The 15,607-nt window shown below is 51.3% G+C and carries 17 protein-coding genes and 1 tRNA gene; all 18 read left to right on the top strand.

What is annotated here, in order from left to right:
* Positions 1 to 512 precede the first annotated feature (512 nt).
* The 18 genes from sopA (at position 513) to VGM55_RS05905 (ending at position 15,602) form a co-directional block, all read left to right on the top strand.
* Positions 513 to 1,679, top strand: coding sequence for a plasmid-partitioning protein SopA (sopA, locus tag VGM55_RS05990; RefSeq protein WP_331634933.1), 1,167 nt, complete (start codon positions 513 to 515; stop codon positions 1,677 to 1,679).
* Complete coding sequence (locus VGM55_RS05985; RefSeq protein WP_331634932.1) at positions 1,679 to 2,644, top strand: ParB/RepB/Spo0J family plasmid partition protein; 966 nt, start codon at positions 1,679 to 1,681, stop codon at positions 2,642 to 2,644. Before sopA ends, VGM55_RS05985 begins: the two co-directional genes overlap by 1 nt.
* A gap of 571 nt (positions 2,645 to 3,215) precedes the next feature.
* A complete protein-coding gene (locus tag VGM55_RS05980; RefSeq protein ID WP_331634930.1) occupies positions 3,216 to 3,407 on the top strand; it encodes a type II toxin-antitoxin system RelE/ParE family toxin in 192 nt (63 codons plus the stop codon).
* 480 nt (positions 3,408 to 3,887) lie between these two features.
* Positions 3,888 to 3,958, top strand: a tRNA-Lys gene (locus tag VGM55_RS05975).
* A 612-nt stretch (positions 3,959 to 4,570) separates the two neighbouring features.
* Positions 4,571 to 4,912, top strand: coding sequence for a hypothetical protein (locus tag VGM55_RS05970; protein ID WP_331634929.1), 342 nt, complete (start codon positions 4,571 to 4,573; stop codon positions 4,910 to 4,912).
* A 44-nt stretch (positions 4,913 to 4,956) separates the two neighbouring features.
* Positions 4,957 to 5,799, top strand: coding sequence for a ParA family protein (locus tag VGM55_RS05965; protein ID WP_331634928.1), 843 nt, complete (start codon positions 4,957 to 4,959; stop codon positions 5,797 to 5,799).
* Positions 5,800 to 5,803: 4 nt separating this feature from the next.
* Positions 5,804 to 6,937, top strand: a complete 1,134-nt coding sequence (locus VGM55_RS05960; protein WP_331634927.1) for a ParB/RepB/Spo0J family partition protein — start codon at positions 5,804 to 5,806, stop codon at positions 6,935 to 6,937.
* Positions 6,938 to 7,375: a hypothetical protein gene (locus VGM55_RS05955; RefSeq protein WP_331634926.1), complete on the top strand. Its 438-nt coding sequence runs from the start codon at positions 6,938 to 6,940 to the stop codon at positions 7,373 to 7,375. It begins immediately after the preceding gene.
* The gene (locus VGM55_RS05950; RefSeq protein ID WP_331634925.1) at positions 7,372 to 7,695 is read left to right on the top strand and encodes a hypothetical protein; all 324 of its coding nucleotides are present in this window, start codon (positions 7,372 to 7,374) and stop codon (positions 7,693 to 7,695) included. The genes VGM55_RS05955 and VGM55_RS05950 overlap by 4 nt, the downstream gene beginning before the upstream one ends.
* A gap of 65 nt (positions 7,696 to 7,760) precedes the next feature.
* Positions 7,761 to 9,089, top strand: coding sequence for a hypothetical protein (locus VGM55_RS05945; RefSeq protein ID WP_331634923.1), 1,329 nt, complete (start codon positions 7,761 to 7,763; stop codon positions 9,087 to 9,089).
* Between the two features lie 23 nt (positions 9,090 to 9,112).
* Positions 9,113 to 9,439 carry a hypothetical protein gene (locus VGM55_RS05940; RefSeq protein WP_331634922.1) on the top strand — a complete coding sequence of 109 codons (327 nt, stop codon included), beginning with the start codon at positions 9,113 to 9,115 and terminating at the stop codon, positions 9,437 to 9,439.
* A gap of 14 nt (positions 9,440 to 9,453) precedes the next feature.
* Positions 9,454 to 9,759: a hypothetical protein gene (locus tag VGM55_RS05935; RefSeq protein ID WP_331634920.1), complete on the top strand. Its 306-nt coding sequence runs from the start codon at positions 9,454 to 9,456 to the stop codon at positions 9,757 to 9,759.
* Between the two features lie 322 nt (positions 9,760 to 10,081).
* Entirely contained in the window at positions 10,082 to 10,726 is a 645-nt protein-coding gene (locus tag VGM55_RS05930; protein WP_331634919.1) for a DNA methyltransferase, read from the top strand.
* A gap of 18 nt (positions 10,727 to 10,744) precedes the next feature.
* Positions 10,745 to 10,966 carry a hypothetical protein gene (locus VGM55_RS05925; RefSeq protein WP_331634918.1) on the top strand — a complete coding sequence of 74 codons (222 nt, stop codon included), beginning with the start codon at positions 10,745 to 10,747 and terminating at the stop codon, positions 10,964 to 10,966.
* Between the two features lie 270 nt (positions 10,967 to 11,236).
* The gene (locus VGM55_RS05920; protein WP_331634917.1) at positions 11,237 to 11,662 is read left to right on the top strand and encodes an antirestriction protein; all 426 of its coding nucleotides are present in this window, start codon (positions 11,237 to 11,239) and stop codon (positions 11,660 to 11,662) included.
* Between the two features lie 57 nt (positions 11,663 to 11,719).
* The gene (locus tag VGM55_RS05915; protein ID WP_331634916.1) at positions 11,720 to 11,953 is read left to right on the top strand and encodes a hypothetical protein; all 234 of its coding nucleotides are present in this window, start codon (positions 11,720 to 11,722) and stop codon (positions 11,951 to 11,953) included.
* 1,202 nt (positions 11,954 to 13,155) lie between these two features.
* Complete coding sequence (locus VGM55_RS05910; protein WP_331634915.1) at positions 13,156 to 13,449, top strand: ribulokinase; 294 nt, start codon at positions 13,156 to 13,158, stop codon at positions 13,447 to 13,449.
* Between the two features lie 86 nt (positions 13,450 to 13,535).
* Positions 13,536 to 15,602, top strand: coding sequence for a ParB/RepB/Spo0J family partition protein (locus tag VGM55_RS05905; protein WP_331634914.1), 2,067 nt, complete (start codon positions 13,536 to 13,538; stop codon positions 15,600 to 15,602).
* The last annotated feature ends 5 nt before the right edge of the window (positions 15,603 to 15,607 follow it).

The following is a 15,607-nucleotide window of genomic DNA, read 5'->3' as shown; positions in this document are numbered from 1 at the left end:
CGCCAGGCCGGCATGCTAAACCCCTCAGGGGAGCGCGCTGTGTTCAACAGAAAAAAGCTCCACCTTTGCGTCTACCCACTGCAAAGTGCATAATGATAGCTCCGGTCGATCCTGTACCAATAAAAGTACTGTTTAGAGTCCAACATATTCATTTATCAACAGAAATTCCTTCTTCATAAGACATGAAAAGGATCCACATGGATCATGAAATAGATCCACAGGAAACAGAAAACATCTCCACACCTACAATATTATCTAGTTGATATCATTGGGTTAATTAAAGTATAAAGAGAAAGTTAAAAAGAATAAAATAACAAATATCCTTCGGATATCTGTTAATGATCTTTGATCATTAAATCCCTCCTGATACGTCCTCATGATCATCTTGCTCTGTGCTCTACTGACATACATCACGTTTTTACGTTATTTATTTCCTTATGCGTTTTAATAGTTGTTTTGCGCTTTTTATGATGTTTTACTATAAAGATGCAAAACACTAAATAAGGGATAACATGGACCTCAAGTCAACGCTGGATCGTTGTATAGAACGCGGTCAATTTATGACACAGGAGATCGCTAAAGCGCAATTTGGGAACGACAGCCCGGCAGCCCGCGCAATCACCCGGCGTTGGCGGATCACCGAGGCTTCTGATCTTGTTGGTGTCACCGCGCAAACGATCAGAAATTATGAAGAGTCGGGAAAATTGCCATCCCCTGAAACTGCGATGATTGGCCGAGTAGAACAACGCACGGGCTACTCGATACAACAAATCAATGCAATGAGGGATGTGTTTGGTACCCGCCCGACAAGACCGGCCGGACAGGATCCTGTTGTGTTGGCTGTCGCCGCGCATAAAGGAGGAGCGTATAAAACATCCACATCAGTACATATCGCTCAATGGATGGCATTACAGGGGTTACGTGTCTTATTAATCGATGCCACTGATCCTCAGGCAACCGCCTCGCTCTATCATGGTTATGTTCCCGATTTACATATTCATCCAGAAGATACCCTTCTCCCATATTATATGGGGCAGCGCGATGATGCTGCTTATGCCATCAAACCAACATGCTGGCCTAACCTGGACATCATTCCATCCTGTTTGGCTGTACACCGTATCGAATCTGAAATTTATCCATTGCATGACGCAGGAAAACTTCCTGTTGCTCCGCATCTTCTTCTTCGCGCTGCCATTGAATCTGTTTGGGACAGTTATGACGTGATCGTGCTAGACAGTGCGCCAAACCTTGGGATAGGGACAATTAATGTCGCCTGTGCCGCCGATGTCATTGTTGTTCCAACGCCAGCTGAGCTGTATGACTATGTATCTACCCTTCAATTCTTCACCATGTTGCGTGATCTGATGCTCAATATTGACTTGAACGGCTTTGAACCTGATGTTCGTGTTCTGATCACGAAATTCAGCAATGCCGTGGGGAGTCAATCTCAATGGATGGATGACCAGATTCGTAACGCCTGGGGCGGGATGGTTCTGAAAGAAGTCGTACGAGTGACAGATGAAGTCGGTAAAGGTCAGGTCAGAATGCGTACTGTTTTCGAGCAGGCGGCCAATCAACGGTCCACCCCAGCGGCTTGGCGCAACGCGGTGGCCATTTGGGAGCCGGTTTGTGCTGAGATCTATAATCGATTAATCAAAACGCGTTGGGAGAATGTGTAATGAAAAGAGCCCCTGTGTTACGTCATGCACCGACAATCAATTTTGATGAAGCGAATGCGGTTCCGGCCAAAGAGAGTGAGCTCTCCCCTTCAGCGCCAGCAGTGAGCCAGCTTTCTTCACGTGTTGGCGCGATGAAAGGGAACAGTATTACCCTGCCAGTATGTGGAGAGGATATTACCTTTGTTCTGAAAACTATCACTGCGGATCAGGTTGAAGTCAGTACGACCATTTTTACCGGTAATGAACGTCTTCAGGACTTATTGACCGAATCTTCTTTGGATGATTTGTTACCCTCCTTTCTGACGTCAGGTCAACAGTCCCCCGCCTTTGGACGCAGCCAAAATGGCCTTATCGAAATTGCTGATGGCAGTCGACGTAGAAAAGCCGCGATTCTAACCGGTAGTGAGTACAAAGTTCTCGTCGGTGAGTTGAACGATGCGCAAATGCGCTGGCTATCCCAAATAGGCAATGATTATCGACCGACCAGTGCGTATGAGCGTGGACTACGCTATGTCCGTCGACTCTTTTCTGAATTTAATGGAAACATCAGCCATCTCGCTGAAGCTGAAAACATCTCTCGTAAAATTATTCAACGGTGTATTAAAACCGCGGAGCTGCCAATTGAAACCTTGCAGTTATTTGCGAATCCGAATGAACTGAGCGCCCGTAGTGGTGAAATTCTCTATAGGTTTCATGAGTCCGATTTTGCAGCGCTTAAGTTGCTAACCCAGGTGCTTCGTGAACAGCAATCTGAAGGTATTACATTCACGACCGAAGAGCTGCTCAAACGTCTCATGCCTGTCATTAGGACAAAACCAGACGTCACCGTGCGTAAATTTGCCGCCGGTATTGAAGCTAAATACTCGGATAACGCAGTGTCCTTTAATCTCACGGATGCGCCGGCTTCACTGATTGAACGTATTGAAATGCTGCTCTTCGAGCATGCCAAATCACATCACCGGTAATCCTTGAAGTGGGACCGTGGTCCCACTTGCTGAGAAATATCCTTGTTATCTTCATCCACCGCAATGGTATGTCGACAGGTGGGACCGTGGTCCCACTTGCTGAGAGATATCCTTGTTATCTTCATCCACCGCGATGGTATGTCGACAGGTGGGACCGTGGTCCCACCTGTTGAATAGTCTCCCTGCTTTTTTACCCACCCGATGATATGTTGAAGTTGTGAGTCATTCCTGCGTGTTACGCAATGAGTAAAATCATATCCAATCGATGCGTTGTGCTGACGTGCACCTCATTCACCGTTTCGTCATGCTCATTAATCAACGGTCAACGCATGTGTCCTGGCGTGAAAAAAACACTCAGTTACTTATCACCAGGGGCTCGTGTCATCGCGTAATCACACGGGAGAACCCCTGTGATACTTGGGGGGAATGTCAGGGGAGGGCATAAGACGAGGAGTTAAAGGGGATCCTGGTAGCCGGCATAAAACAACGAAAATACTGGTTTGGACATGAAGTAGGCCGTCATGCGGCTCTCACTGAGGCATACCAGTTTCAGGGTAAGGGAGAGTATTTTTTGTGTTATCGCTTTTCGAAGGCACTGGCGAGATTGTATGAACAATCGTTAAAAGTCGTAGAGGTCGAAATTGAATGGGTAATCACTTCTCCTGAAATGGGAGAGTTCAAGAGGGGTGATCTTAACTACCCACGTGGGCATAAATTTCACCTCAATAATCGGCTTGTGCTTTTAGGTTATTGTTTGGGGTGAAGACAAACTGGATCTTTATTTATTGAGTTTTTGGTCACATGATAACTTCTATCAAGAACAGAAACGACTGCGTAAAAATGACCTGAAATTGGTAGGTTAGCTAAAGTCCCGCAGAAAAACGGGCCTTATTGTCACAATATACTTATTTAAGTGTACGACTCGTCAAGTGTCATCAATTAATAAAAATAGACGCTACTCTGTAGGTCTTAACCTTTTATAATTCTAGCAGTGTTAGGCTGAGTTTAAGCACGGGGTGCGGAATCATCCGAATGTTCTGAAATACATATGTTTGCGTAGCCTTTACAAAAGCATACATATCTAAATGTATAAAATGAACACCATTTACCATGTATGGTCCTGGTGTTCTGATACATGGAAATGGTAAGTACCATACCTGGAGTCCTGCAATACTTAGCCATTACAGTGCCGCATGATTTCCCTATGCTGTAATGGCATTTTTTTGAGTCTTAGTAATCATCACGGTCATCGTATACTGGCTATTATTTCAGCCTTTTAAGCTTATGATGCGGGTTCGATCCCTGCTGACCGCCTCCTTGCTGCAATGCAGGGTGTATTTTTTGTTTAGGCTTCCATGGCTGAACAGCGGACAGCAAAGTATGCCCTATGCTGTGGTATGAACTGACAGTCGGGAAAAACCGATAAACCTTGAGCGTAGTGTTTCTTTGGCGCCTGATTTGATGGCAGAGGTGATCTGCTTCCCTAAGTGTAGCGCCTTCGCTGCATGGCCACATTCATACCTTCGCCGCACACAAGACCATATCCTTACCCGCCCTGTAAAATTCATACAGGGTTTCATCCGCGTTTTCAGATGGCGGTGGTATTTCTCGCCTATATCCTTCTACCGGGGTGCTTTAGCCACAATAAATCTTCACACCGCAACTTATAGAAGCACAGCGTTTTGCTTAAACAGCAAGGGGAGATGAACGCCGCCAATGGCATTCCTCATTGACGTCTGGTTTCGCATGCGAAACTCACATCACTGCTTTTCTCCCTTCAAATATCGTCAAGGCATACAGTACCGTTGTGTTTTTATAATGTCTTTATTGATATTTAATGCTTTAGTGTTACTCTTATTTAATGGACTGATGGTGGAAGACCGCCATTGAACTCCCGGCGAAAAGCCATACTCACAGGAGAATGCCATGCAACACAATGCACTTGTTGGCCGACTGATTACCCAGCCGGTCATGGTCGTTAAAGACGATACCCAATATTGCCGTTTCGCTGTCGCAGAACTGAGAAAACGCGGCGGGAACCAGACCAAACTCGAATTCATCGCTTTTGACTCTGTTGCTAAGCACATCACCGAGAATTGCCTGGTCGGGGATACTGTGTCTGTGGACTTCACGATCACAAACACCATGTATGAAACCGATGGGGTTAACCATCACGGTTATCGCTTCCAGGCCACCTTGGTGGAATTCGTTGCTGCAGGAAAGCAGCGCAGAGAACAACAAAACAATCGCGCTGGCCGCAGCGAATAATTGACTCAGTTTCGCATGCGAAACTTTTGAAGAGGAATCTTAAGATGGCAGCAAAAGTAATCACGATTTGTTCCCAGAAAGGGGGCATTGGCAAAACCTTCGCCACGACGGAAATCGCCGCTGAACTGCAGCGCCGTAGCTATCGTACCTGTGCCATTGACGGTGACTGGATGAGTGCGCTGACGTCCCGCCAATTTCCTGACGGGTTGCCGCTGGAAATCGATGCAAACCCAACGGGCCGGCAGCTAACGCCAGGGCTGGCACACGTTAACCGTATCTATGGTGAAGACCCCTTTGAGCCGCTACGGCTTGCTGATGGGCGTGGCTTTATGGGGGCGACGGAGGAGCTGAACGATATCAACAACCGTAACTCCGATTGTATTTATGACTTCCGGTCCCGCTTCGCCGAGCTGCGTGAACAGTTTGATTATATCCTCATCGACTCCTCACCGGTCTGGTCAAACTTGCTGATGGCCAACCACCTTGTCGCTGACTATTTACTGGTTCCGACACTGCTTGAGAAAACATCCAGATTAGGTGCCGAAAAACATCTGCGGACCCTGAAAAAAATCAAAGAACGCTATAACCCGGACCTGAAACTGCTGGGGATCGTCGTCACTCAGGCAACGGTGGCCAACTATAAAAAAGACGTGTTAGAAGGGCGCTATGCGACCGTCGACACCGAAAACCTGAAGATGATATTGGAAATTCTGGAAGAAAACGGCTTCGGTTCTGAACACCTTTTGGAGATCATCCCTTATGTTCAGACCAAAGTGCGCGAAGCCATTGAGCTTAATTTGACCATGAAAGAATACGCCCCAGGCAGTCCACTCGTAACGCGGTACGACGCGCTGGTTGATACCATCATTGCACGGACGGGGGGCTGATCCGATGGCCAAGAACTTTAAAGATGCGATGCGGAAAAGACGGGAAAACTCAGCCCAGCAAACACAGGCTGAGACTCCGACACCAGAGCGCGAATTGGAGCTACCTCATGAAAACCTCAACCAGCAGGAGCTGAAGGTCAACAGGTCGGAACAAGAACCTGCAGGGCAAATTATTCGTGTGCCAATAGACGACGTTTATGCGCTCGAGCAGGTACGCCCGGAGGAAGACTTTGAGGAAGAGACCATTGAAGGTATGAAGCAAACCTACGATGAGGTGGGCATATTAACGCCTCCTCGATGCTTCCCGCGAGACAAGCGTGGTTATCGTATCTGGATGGGGGAAACTCGCTGGCGATCGGCCAAGGCGCGGGGCGACAAATTTATCGATATCTATGTTGGCCCACCACCGAAAAACGAGGCCAAGCGTATCTATGGCCAACTGATCGAGAACTTGCATCAATCAGGGTTGAAACCCCTGGCGACGGCAATTCAGTTACAAGCGTTGCGGGATGTTCACGGTGAAACCCAGGATTCGATAGCCCGCAGACTGGGTAAACCGAAAGCCCTCATCAGCAAGTACTTTAGATTGGCTGCTGCGCCAGCGGTGGTCATTTCTCTGTTGAAAGACAACATCACCAAGGATATCGATCTGGTCTATACGTTATGCCAAATCAATGACCTCAGTCCTGACAGTGTCGAAAAGCTGGCCAAGTTGGCGCGTGATGGAAGACTGACGCGGCAAACCGCGATTAAAGAGCTGAACGTCCTCAAAGATCGTCCAGAGAAAGGCACTCAATTGCCGGCTAAATCGGGTAACGAGAGCACAGGAAAAGCGGGGAACACGACAGAGCAGCTTTCTGGAGTACCAACAGGGACGGGTAGCGGTGTTTCTCCAACATCACAGGATTTGCAGCAGTCTCAGACAGAAAATGGCCAGCAACGGGCAATTGAAAAGGGCGAAAATGTCAGTTTTCCTGCGACGGTTACGCGCGTATTGGTGAAGTTCGAAGAGAGCGAAGGGTACTTGCTGACGGATAAAGTTCCTGAAGAGTTTGGCCAGGTATGGGTCGAATTGCCGATTGGCGAGATGTGTGTTGATGCCACCGACATCTCAATCCTTGGCATCAAAGAGGTCTAAATGAGCAAAGCGCTGTTTGCTGACCAGGCCGATCAGTTTTTATCTGTCATTGTTAAAACATGGGTTATGCGTACTACCTTGACGTCTGCCGAAGCGGCAGATGTTCTTGTGGCAACAGCCATTCAACATGGCTTCCTGCGTGACCGTGTACGGCCTTTGCTTGGAAATACACTCAATGACTGGGGAAAGAACAATAGCGCCCCACGATGGGCTATGCAGAGCGCTATGGCCTTGTTGATCGCAGATGAATGGCGTCCAGGGACACATGCTGAGTGGGCAGCATTTGCGGCGCTGTTTGTCATGGCACTCAATGCTGAAATGCTCGAGCCGGCACTGGAGGCATTGCCGGTAGGAATGGATAAGGATATCGCTGCAGGGTGGATCTGCGCGGCCACTGAAAATGCTGCGAGATATCACGACAGGAAAAATCGGCGATGAAGACGTTTACGGAAGTAGAAGAAGCCTTGTCTAAAACCGGACGCCGTACTTATGCCGGTGCCGTATTGGCCTGTTTGCTCGACGCTTATGACCAGGGCAAGACGGAGCTGGAGAAACGCGACGTTGTGATGCGAACCGGCATTGCAGAAACCAACATTGCGGCTGTCGCCCGGCGACTTGAAGAGCAGGGCATCATTGAGATCCTTTACTGGGATACCAAAGCTGAAAACCCGTTTCTTTCGAGTTTGCGTAACGGCCCTTGGTCGATACCGTACTATCGGCTAACACCGGCGGTTCTGCAGTTACACCACCGAGGGTAAGCCAATTTGACAGTTTCGCATGCGAAACTGTAACGAGGATAAGTAGAGCGTAAAAGGAGGTCCGTGTGAAACTGGTAACGAAGAAAGCGCCTCGGGGGCGGTTATTCCGTGAGTTATCTGCAGAGGAAGTCCGTGCCGTAGGCAATGTCTGTGGCCTGGGGCAGGTGCATTCGCTGGCTGAAAAACACATAGCCGAAACGGTACTCAGATCCATGCGTGATCAGGATTTGTGGCTGGCATGCGATTGCAAAACCACCTCAGAAGAGCGGCCGCTTAACACGGCCAGGAATCTTGATGGCTCAATATTTCTCGTGAATTTCAGCGGAGAACACCGCGGAGATTGTCCATTGCATCGGTCAAAACGAGACGATGACAATACCGGGCCTCGCGGCAGCCGACGCAACGCCGGTGTCATGCGTATTGATTTTCGGTCTTTCCTGCCGAGAGACGATCATGGTGCGCGTATTTCGGCGCCGACAAATACGGATACCCCCAATACTGACAAAATCAGTCGGCGCCGAGTGCCCGCGCTTGCACGCCTGTTGCTGACCCTGATCGACGCTGCTGAATTAAACCGCATAACTCCGGTTTATCCTCAGCCGTCAAGAACGAAGACACAGGCACTCAATGCGGTGAAGTTGGTCACGGAACTTGAGCACTTTACCCAGGGGCGTCCACTCAGTGAAATTGTCTTCTTTGACCCGTGGGTTAAACAACACCGGCTTGAAGAACGTATGCATGCGTTGGAAACAGACGGTAAACCCTGGCCTGCAGGACGCGCTCGAACGTTTTACCAAATCCTTTTCTCTGAGCAAGTGACTCAGGATGAAGTGGTGTTTTCAAATCAATATGGGCCTACGGTATTCCAGCCAGAAAAGCGTGTAAGCATCAACGGTGAGGTAGATGGCCACCGTGGTAAGTACTGGGTGATCCTGATGTACCAGCGTAATGACGCTGGCACCGTGGTATGCCGCGATGCGTATGCGCATGCACTCTTCGACTATGCCTGCCCGGTACCTGTCGACAGCAACCTTGAGCGGGCAACGGTCACATCCGTAATAACAGCCGGTAAATGGTTGCAGAGTTCGGGTTATGAAATAGCCCTGAATAAGCCTCTCTTCGATATCAAGGTGAACATCGATCAGGAGGAGGGATTCGTACTTCCTGACTTCATATTGACCGTTACGCACCCAGGAAGGATGAGAACTACGGAACTTGTGATTGAAACGATGGGCTACACCGACGACGATTATGTTGAGCGAAAGGCCAGGCAACATGAAGGCATGTCAACGTTGGGCCTGTTACTTAAAGATCCACCGACTTGGCCAGAACCGGCCACAAAACCTGATGCCTTCGCCCGGTACTTGTATGGTCGGATCCCGCATTTGAAATAGCACTTCAATGATATGAGGTTTGTATGTTCAAAAACACAGTTATGCGTTTGGTACGTAAAGTGGCGCTCGATGGCCATAATAACCAGAAGCCGAGTGCGATTGCTCTGGTCGGGCTTTGGCGGTCTGCATTGATACTCTGTGGTTTGACGGGACTGGGAATGATGAGCCTATCGGTTTTAGTTTACCTGGGTCTGCATCCGGGTATTCAACAGGGTAGCGTGTTTAATCTTCTTTACTACCCACTGATGGGCGTTGGCACAATAGCGTTCGGTCTCTTGCTGATTCTTGTCCCTGTGCTGGTTAAAAGTGTGCTCATCGATTTGGGAAATTGGGGTAAAAAAGAGGCATGAAGCATCAGCGGACAATGTGGCAATTTCTGGCAGTAACGTTGTTAATGGGCATTAACCTGTTGACGCTTCCCTTCCAGGTTATTCCGATGATTTTGGGCGGTTTACTTGCCGCCTTTTTCATTTGGACGAATCACCTGGGAGAACGATACAAATGGTGGCTTGGCGGTGTATGGATGCTACTGGCTGCCGTGATCATGGTATTCATCTTGAGCAACCGTGAGTTGACATCTGATATGCAAGTCACGGTATCGATGTTTTCTTTCCTCGCCAGCGGCTGGTATGCCTTCAAGCACTATCGGCGGGAGAATACACCAACCTGATTTTTACTGCCCACGGCCTGATCCTGATTAGGGTGTCGCTCCGCTCCGCCATTTAACAGACGGGCGCTCGCCGTTGGCATACCTCTGTCTATTCTCCCTTACCGGCCTGCAGCCCGATGACATCTTGCCATACCCCGGCTTGGGCGGGACGACGGGAGTCCCGTCTTCAAGCGGCTTTCGCGGCATATCCTTGCCGCTCGCGGCTGCGGTATTCCACGTCCGCTTGACCCGCAGCGGTGCCTGGCCGCGCTGACATCGGGCCGCAGGGAACGGGTGCCGTACTGGCACCCTCCTGCCGTCCCTTGCCAGACGAGGAACGCGTATGTCCCGCTATGTCCTGGGTGACTCCGTACAGGTCATGTCCACTTTTCCTTCCGCCAGTATCGATTTCATTTTGACCGATCCGCCTTACCTGGTCGGGTTTACCGATCGCTCCGGGCGCTCTATCGCCAACGACACGAATCGCGACTGGGTGTTGCCGGCAAGCCGCGAAATGTTCCGCGTGCTCAAGCCCAACAGCTTGATGGTCAGCTTCTATGGCTGGAACCGTGTCGATACCTTTGTCAGCGCCTGGAAACAGGCCGGCTTTCGCATTGTCGGCCACCTGGTCTTTGCCAAGCAGTATGCGTCCAAATCGGCCTTTGTCGGCTACCAACATGAAAATGCCTACATCCTGGCTAAAGGTCATCCGCCGCTACCGGCACACCCGCTCGGCGATGTGCAGACCTGGCAGTACACCGGCAACCGACACCACCCAACAGAAAAACCGGTAGCCAGCCTGCAACCGCTGATTGAGTCCTTTACTCAACCTGGGGCCATTGTTCTGGACCCGTTTGGCGGTTCGGGTTCGACGTGTGTCGCAGCAGCTCTGGCCGGACGCCGCTATATCGGTATCGAGTTGTTACCGGATTACCACGCAGTAGGTTGCCGCCGCCTGTCGGCGTTACGTGGCCGTCACGCGGCATAATAAGGGGAGGGTAACGCGATGAACTATCAGGGTAATGAAAAGCTGCGTGCCGACGTCGCAGCACTGGCAAGCGACATGCACGAAATGCATATCAGGCTTCGTGAGCTGTCCCGCAGCTATTTCTGGAATAGCGACGTACTGGTAGAACGCTTGGTCGGCCAGATATTACGGGATGCGCATGATCTCTATGTTGAGAGCTACAAAGCCATCAACGAGCTGGAGCATCACTTTAAGGATTAAAACCGTCGGATACACACGGGCAGGGGAACTTGTCCGTGTTGCCAGGTGTTAGCCTGCGGTCGTGGCGACGCGTCGAACGCCGCCCACCCGTTGTACCGCCACGCGGCCCTTGCCGGCGATGCCGGCGCCGCAAAGGGCGCAGGCTGGGCCTGCCCACACCTCTCTAAATCTCTTTCTTCTGTGGCGCCGATGGTGTGACGGCCTGTGCCGTCCCCAAACGCTAGTCCGGCGCGGCTGTGTCGCTAACCCTGAAACTGTGGAGGTAGTCCCATGCAACATGCACATTCCGCCGAACTGCACGTGTGTGAATCCGATCGTCTGTCATTCCTGCCATACCTGTTTGCTAATGATTTTTTGTTGGCTGAAAGGCAGGTGTACACCACCGCCGATCGCTATCTGCCGGAGTACAACGGCGGGTTCTGGCATTTCATCCGCCTGCCGGAAGGTGGCGGCTATTTGGCGCCGGACTTCGAGCTGGTACATCTGGTCAATACCGACAACTGGTTTGATAAAACCATTAGCGGCGACGCTGCCGGTATCGTGCTGACGTCATTGGTCATTAACCGTCGGTGTTGGTTGCATCACGAAAAGGGGAATGCCGGGATGGTGAATCTGTATATGCAGCGGGAAGAGGAGCTATGGGCTTACATCGAGACGCACCCGGAGTGCGCCGATATTCGCAGGGCGCTTGACTGACAGGGATCCAAACGCGGGCGGCGATGCCGCCCCTTCTTAACGCTATGAGGACTTATCATGAACGAGATGACAATTGCCACCTTTATCCAACGCTTGCAAGGTTACTCCCCGGAGACCCTCTGTTGTGGCACTTTCTGGCTGGCAGACGATTTCTTATCGATTGATGGCACGTTGACGCCAGAAGAAATCGAGGCATCGATGGCGTTGGCCACCGACCGGCACGATGCGGGCATTGGGTACAACTGGGACTACCTCACCGCGATTGTTGAGGAGATTGTCAGCGATCGTTGATGGATTATGGTAAACGGGCTGGATACCGGCCCGTTCTCAGGCACAGATAAAAGTGAGCCGGCAACGCCATTTTTATCCGCGCGCAAACCCCTTGTCACCTGCTGTGACAGGCCGATAAAAGGGCAGGCGGCTGCGCCGCCCCTCTATCGGCCCTGCAATACCCCAGCGGATAGAGGGAAAGTGAGTAAGGGGAACCCTCATTGCAGGGTAGTGAGTCGAGTCGGATCAGTTCCCGCTGAGCGAACCAGTAACCAAACCTGGAGCCGACCATCAGGTTCGCCGCGTGAGAGCAGATCAATTCCGAACGGCTGGATGATGGCGAAGACACCAGGCGCAATAGTGTGGCACTCGTTAATTTTGGGCCTGTTTCCTATCGCTTCGCGCAGAAGGTCCAGCAAGTGCTGACGATCCCAACTCATCGGGATCTGTGGGCGATAGGGAAGCGTCCGGAGATGGGTTAGCGCTGCGTCTATGTCCGTTTCACTGACAACCAATTCTTGCTGGCGAGAGCCTAACATATCGAAGTATCTCCTTCGGTGGTGAATACGGGTGTAGAGCAGTTAACTATCGTAAATGAACTGGTCTGGAATGGGAATTACCGTGGTAAATCAATCCGTTTTTATGGCTTATCTAAAACGTCCTCTTATCTGAAGATACCAATGTGACGCGGTTTGCCGGTATAGCAGATAGATCACGATAAAACGATATGTCCGGGGCGGTGGCCGGCCGCAAGCGCCCGACCATCAGTCTACTCGGCTAGCCATCCGCTTTCGCGGCTGACAAGTCTCGCCGAACCCCTACGGGTTTCGGGCCCTTCGGCTCAGGGCTGCAAGCCAACGTCCAGGGCATGCGCTTTAAGCAGGCTATCGCCTGCAACGCTTTCACTGTTCGTCGCCCTGGCGACGATCGCTAAGGACGCCCCAACGTTCGCTGTCGCGCCCGCTGTGTCGGGTTGATCCCTATTCAATCTGCCAGGGTGCTTTAGCCGCAGTAAGTCTTCCCGCCGCAACTGATAACAGCACAACGCCTCGCTTAAACGGCAAGGGGTGTAATGAACTCCACCAAAAACTTTTTCCTCCCTATGGTCATAAAAACTTTTTGTCTCCGCCCCTTGCCGCCGCTCATCGCCGTGCTGAATCAGTTTTCTTGCGACGGCGAATACTCACAGCGGCATCAGTTATCACCCCACGGAGGATTTCAACATGGCTCAACAAAACGTCAAAGGCGCGACAACGAAGCCTACAGCAGCATCAGCACTGAACAACGGTGGTCTGTCTGACGCGCAGGTGTATGACCTTGTTCGTCATGTGCAGTTGGCCTGTGGGGGCCGTACTACCGGCACGATGGCACCGCCGTCTGTTCCGGCACTTGCTGAGTATTTCGTTCTGGCAGAAGGGGATTTTGATTCGCTGGCCGTCTGGGTCGTTGATGGCTGGCCTGTTGCCGCCAGTGACGAAGCCAACTGGACGCACTGGCAGATCGCCGAAGAGAAGTAAAAAAGCAGGGTTGCCCCTGCTCTATACCGCCGGATTTGACGCCCGTCTGACCGGCTTGACCGTAATAACTTTTGGAGAGAAATCACATGTCTAACATCGATACTAAAGCACCGACCAAAGCAAAATCAACCCCGAAAAAATCTGCGACTAAAGCAGCGGCGACAAATGACTCAACTCAGTTTGTTGAGGAGACGTTGGCATATGCCCCGGTTGAAGTTCTCATGCTCAAGCAATTGGTGAAAACCAGCCTGAACGCCCGTAAAACTCCGGCAACGGCCGCAGACATTGAGGGACGGGCGACCAGCATTGAAGGGGTAGGCGTACTGCAAAACCTCGTCGTATTCCGCATGGCTGATGGCCAGTTTGGTGTCGCTGCTGGTGAAACCCGCCGTTTGGCGCTCAACCTGCTCATGGAACAAGGCCGGTCAGCGGCGGGAGTGCCGGTGACGCCAGAATTCCCGGTCGTGGCGAAAGTAGTCGATGAAGACAAAGCCCGTGCGATTTCTTATGCCGAGAACGGACAGCGCTCAAACCTGACGCCTGCCGACCAACTGGCGAACTTCCGTGATATGGCGGAAGACGGGACACCGGTTGAGCAAATCGCGGCAATTCTTGGCTACCGTACTGCGCATGTCAGAAAATGCCTCAAATTGACGACGGTAGCCCCTCAGTTGCAGGAATTACTGAAAACCGACCAAATCACTCTCGACCAGTTGGGTGCGTTAGCCGCGACGGATGACCATCAGCGTCAGTGTCAGGTGTGGAATAACGCCCGTCATCATGAATCCCGCCAGACCTTTAAAGCGTTGCGTGAGAGTGTGCTGAACGACGAGGTGGCGGCGGCTGATAGCCATTTGGTGGCGTTTGTTGGTCTGGAGGCTTATAAGGCGGCAGGGGGCGAAACCCGCGAGGACCTGTTTGCCGAGAGCGTCATTCTGACCAATCCCATTCAGCTCGAAACGCTGGCGATCGCAAAATTGCAGGCGGCGGCAGACACGGCGGCTAAAAACGAAGGCTGGGCATGGGCGCTGGGCCGTTATAACGAAGTCAAATCTTGGGGAGAGGATGAAAAAGCATTTTCTACCATCCGCTTGTATCCAAAACTCACTGATGAACAGCGTGAAGACATTCGCCAGCTTGAGGGTGAGAAAGAAACTATTGAAAACATGATCGAGGATGCTGATGACCAATGGGAACATACCCCACGTTTAGAGCAAATCGAAGCGCGTATTGACGAGATCAATGAAGACGCTGAAAAAAGCGTGTGGGCAGAGGATGTCAAGGCCAAGGCCGGGGTCGTTGCCTATCTGAAAGATGGCAAAATCTGCATTCAACGCGGCGTCATGAAGATGGAAGACATCAAGCAGGAAAAAAAGGTTGAGCGCGAGAAAATTAAAGCCGAAACACCGCCGTCCGAAAAGAGTCTGTCAGCTGCACTGATCACCAGCTTGTCCGCAGAGCGCACTTTGGCGGTCGCCGCAACACTGGCCCAGAATCCTGCCGTCGCGCTGGCGATGCATACCTATAAGCTGGCACGCAGCATTTTCGATAATAAAGGCTATTACAGCGTGATGCACACCACGGTGGAGAGCCAGCGCAACATTTGTCTGAAACAGGCCGCTAATGCAGATATTGAGAACGGCCTTGCCAACCAAAAGCTGACTGAACTGCACGAAAGCTGGCTGAGCCGATTCCCGCAAGATTGGACTGCCGATTTCACATGGTTGCTGACGTGGCAACAAGCCGACGTGCTGGCATTGCTTACCTACTGTGTGGCGCAGGGCATCGATGGAATTAGCGCCCAGATCTATAACCAACGCGTGAGCCACTCGCTGGCCCCCGTCGAGAAGGCATTGGACTTCCAGATCGGCGACTGGTGGAAACCGACATCAGCTAACTATTTCTCACGCATCGGTAAAGACCAAATCGTTGACGCACTCAACAGTGCAGGCAAAACCGGTAAAGCCCGTGATGCTGAGACGCTGACTCGTAAAGATGCCGCAGAGTTCGCCGAGGCCGTGCTCAAAGAGACTGACTGGTTGCCGGGCTGCATGACAACCGTTGAAGTGCCGCAGGAAGACGCCGGGAGCACCGGTAATGCGGAGGATGATACCGACATCGATAACGCCGCCAATGACAATCAAGCTGCTTAACTGAC

Source organism: Cedecea sp. (assembly GCF_036500665.1).
Lineage (GTDB): Bacteria > Pseudomonadota > Gammaproteobacteria > Enterobacterales > Enterobacteriaceae > Cedecea.
This window is presented reverse-complemented; position numbering and strand designations above follow the sequence as displayed.

What these genes read in the sequence shown, in the direction of transcription:
- VGM55_RS05925 (WP_331634918.1), top strand. Translation starts at nt 10,745, where the DNA reads ATGAACTATCAGGGTAATGAAAAGCTGCGTGCCGACGTCGCAGCACTG.
- sopA (WP_331634933.1), top strand. Translation starts at nt 513, where the DNA reads ATGGACCTCAAGTCAACGCTGGATCGTTGTATAGAACGCGGTCAATTT.
- VGM55_RS05905 (WP_331634914.1), top strand. Translation starts at nt 13,536, where the DNA reads ATGTCTAACATCGATACTAAAGCACCGACCAAAGCAAAATCAACCCCG.
- VGM55_RS05935 (WP_331634920.1), top strand. Translation starts at nt 9,454, where the DNA reads ATGTGGCAATTTCTGGCAGTAACGTTGTTAATGGGCATTAACCTGTTG.
- VGM55_RS05940 (WP_331634922.1), top strand. Translation starts at nt 9,113, where the DNA reads ATGTTCAAAAACACAGTTATGCGTTTGGTACGTAAAGTGGCGCTCGAT.
- VGM55_RS05915 (WP_331634916.1), top strand. Translation starts at nt 11,720, where the DNA reads ATGAACGAGATGACAATTGCCACCTTTATCCAACGCTTGCAAGGTTAC.
- VGM55_RS05920 (WP_331634917.1), top strand. Translation starts at nt 11,237, where the DNA reads ATGCAACATGCACATTCCGCCGAACTGCACGTGTGTGAATCCGATCGT.
- VGM55_RS05965 (WP_331634928.1), top strand. Translation starts at nt 4,957, where the DNA reads ATGGCAGCAAAAGTAATCACGATTTGTTCCCAGAAAGGGGGCATTGGC.
- VGM55_RS05910 (WP_331634915.1), top strand. Translation starts at nt 13,156, where the DNA reads ATGGCTCAACAAAACGTCAAAGGCGCGACAACGAAGCCTACAGCAGCA.
- VGM55_RS05930 (WP_331634919.1), top strand. Translation starts at nt 10,082, where the DNA reads ATGTCCCGCTATGTCCTGGGTGACTCCGTACAGGTCATGTCCACTTTT.
- VGM55_RS05985 (WP_331634932.1), top strand. Translation starts at nt 1,679, where the DNA reads ATGAAAAGAGCCCCTGTGTTACGTCATGCACCGACAATCAATTTTGAT.
- VGM55_RS05970 (WP_331634929.1), top strand. Translation starts at nt 4,571, where the DNA reads ATGCAACACAATGCACTTGTTGGCCGACTGATTACCCAGCCGGTCATG.
- VGM55_RS05955 (WP_331634926.1), top strand. Translation starts at nt 6,938, where the DNA reads ATGAGCAAAGCGCTGTTTGCTGACCAGGCCGATCAGTTTTTATCTGTC.
- VGM55_RS05950 (WP_331634925.1), top strand. Translation starts at nt 7,372, where the DNA reads ATGAAGACGTTTACGGAAGTAGAAGAAGCCTTGTCTAAAACCGGACGC.
- VGM55_RS05960 (WP_331634927.1), top strand. Translation starts at nt 5,804, where the DNA reads ATGGCCAAGAACTTTAAAGATGCGATGCGGAAAAGACGGGAAAACTCA.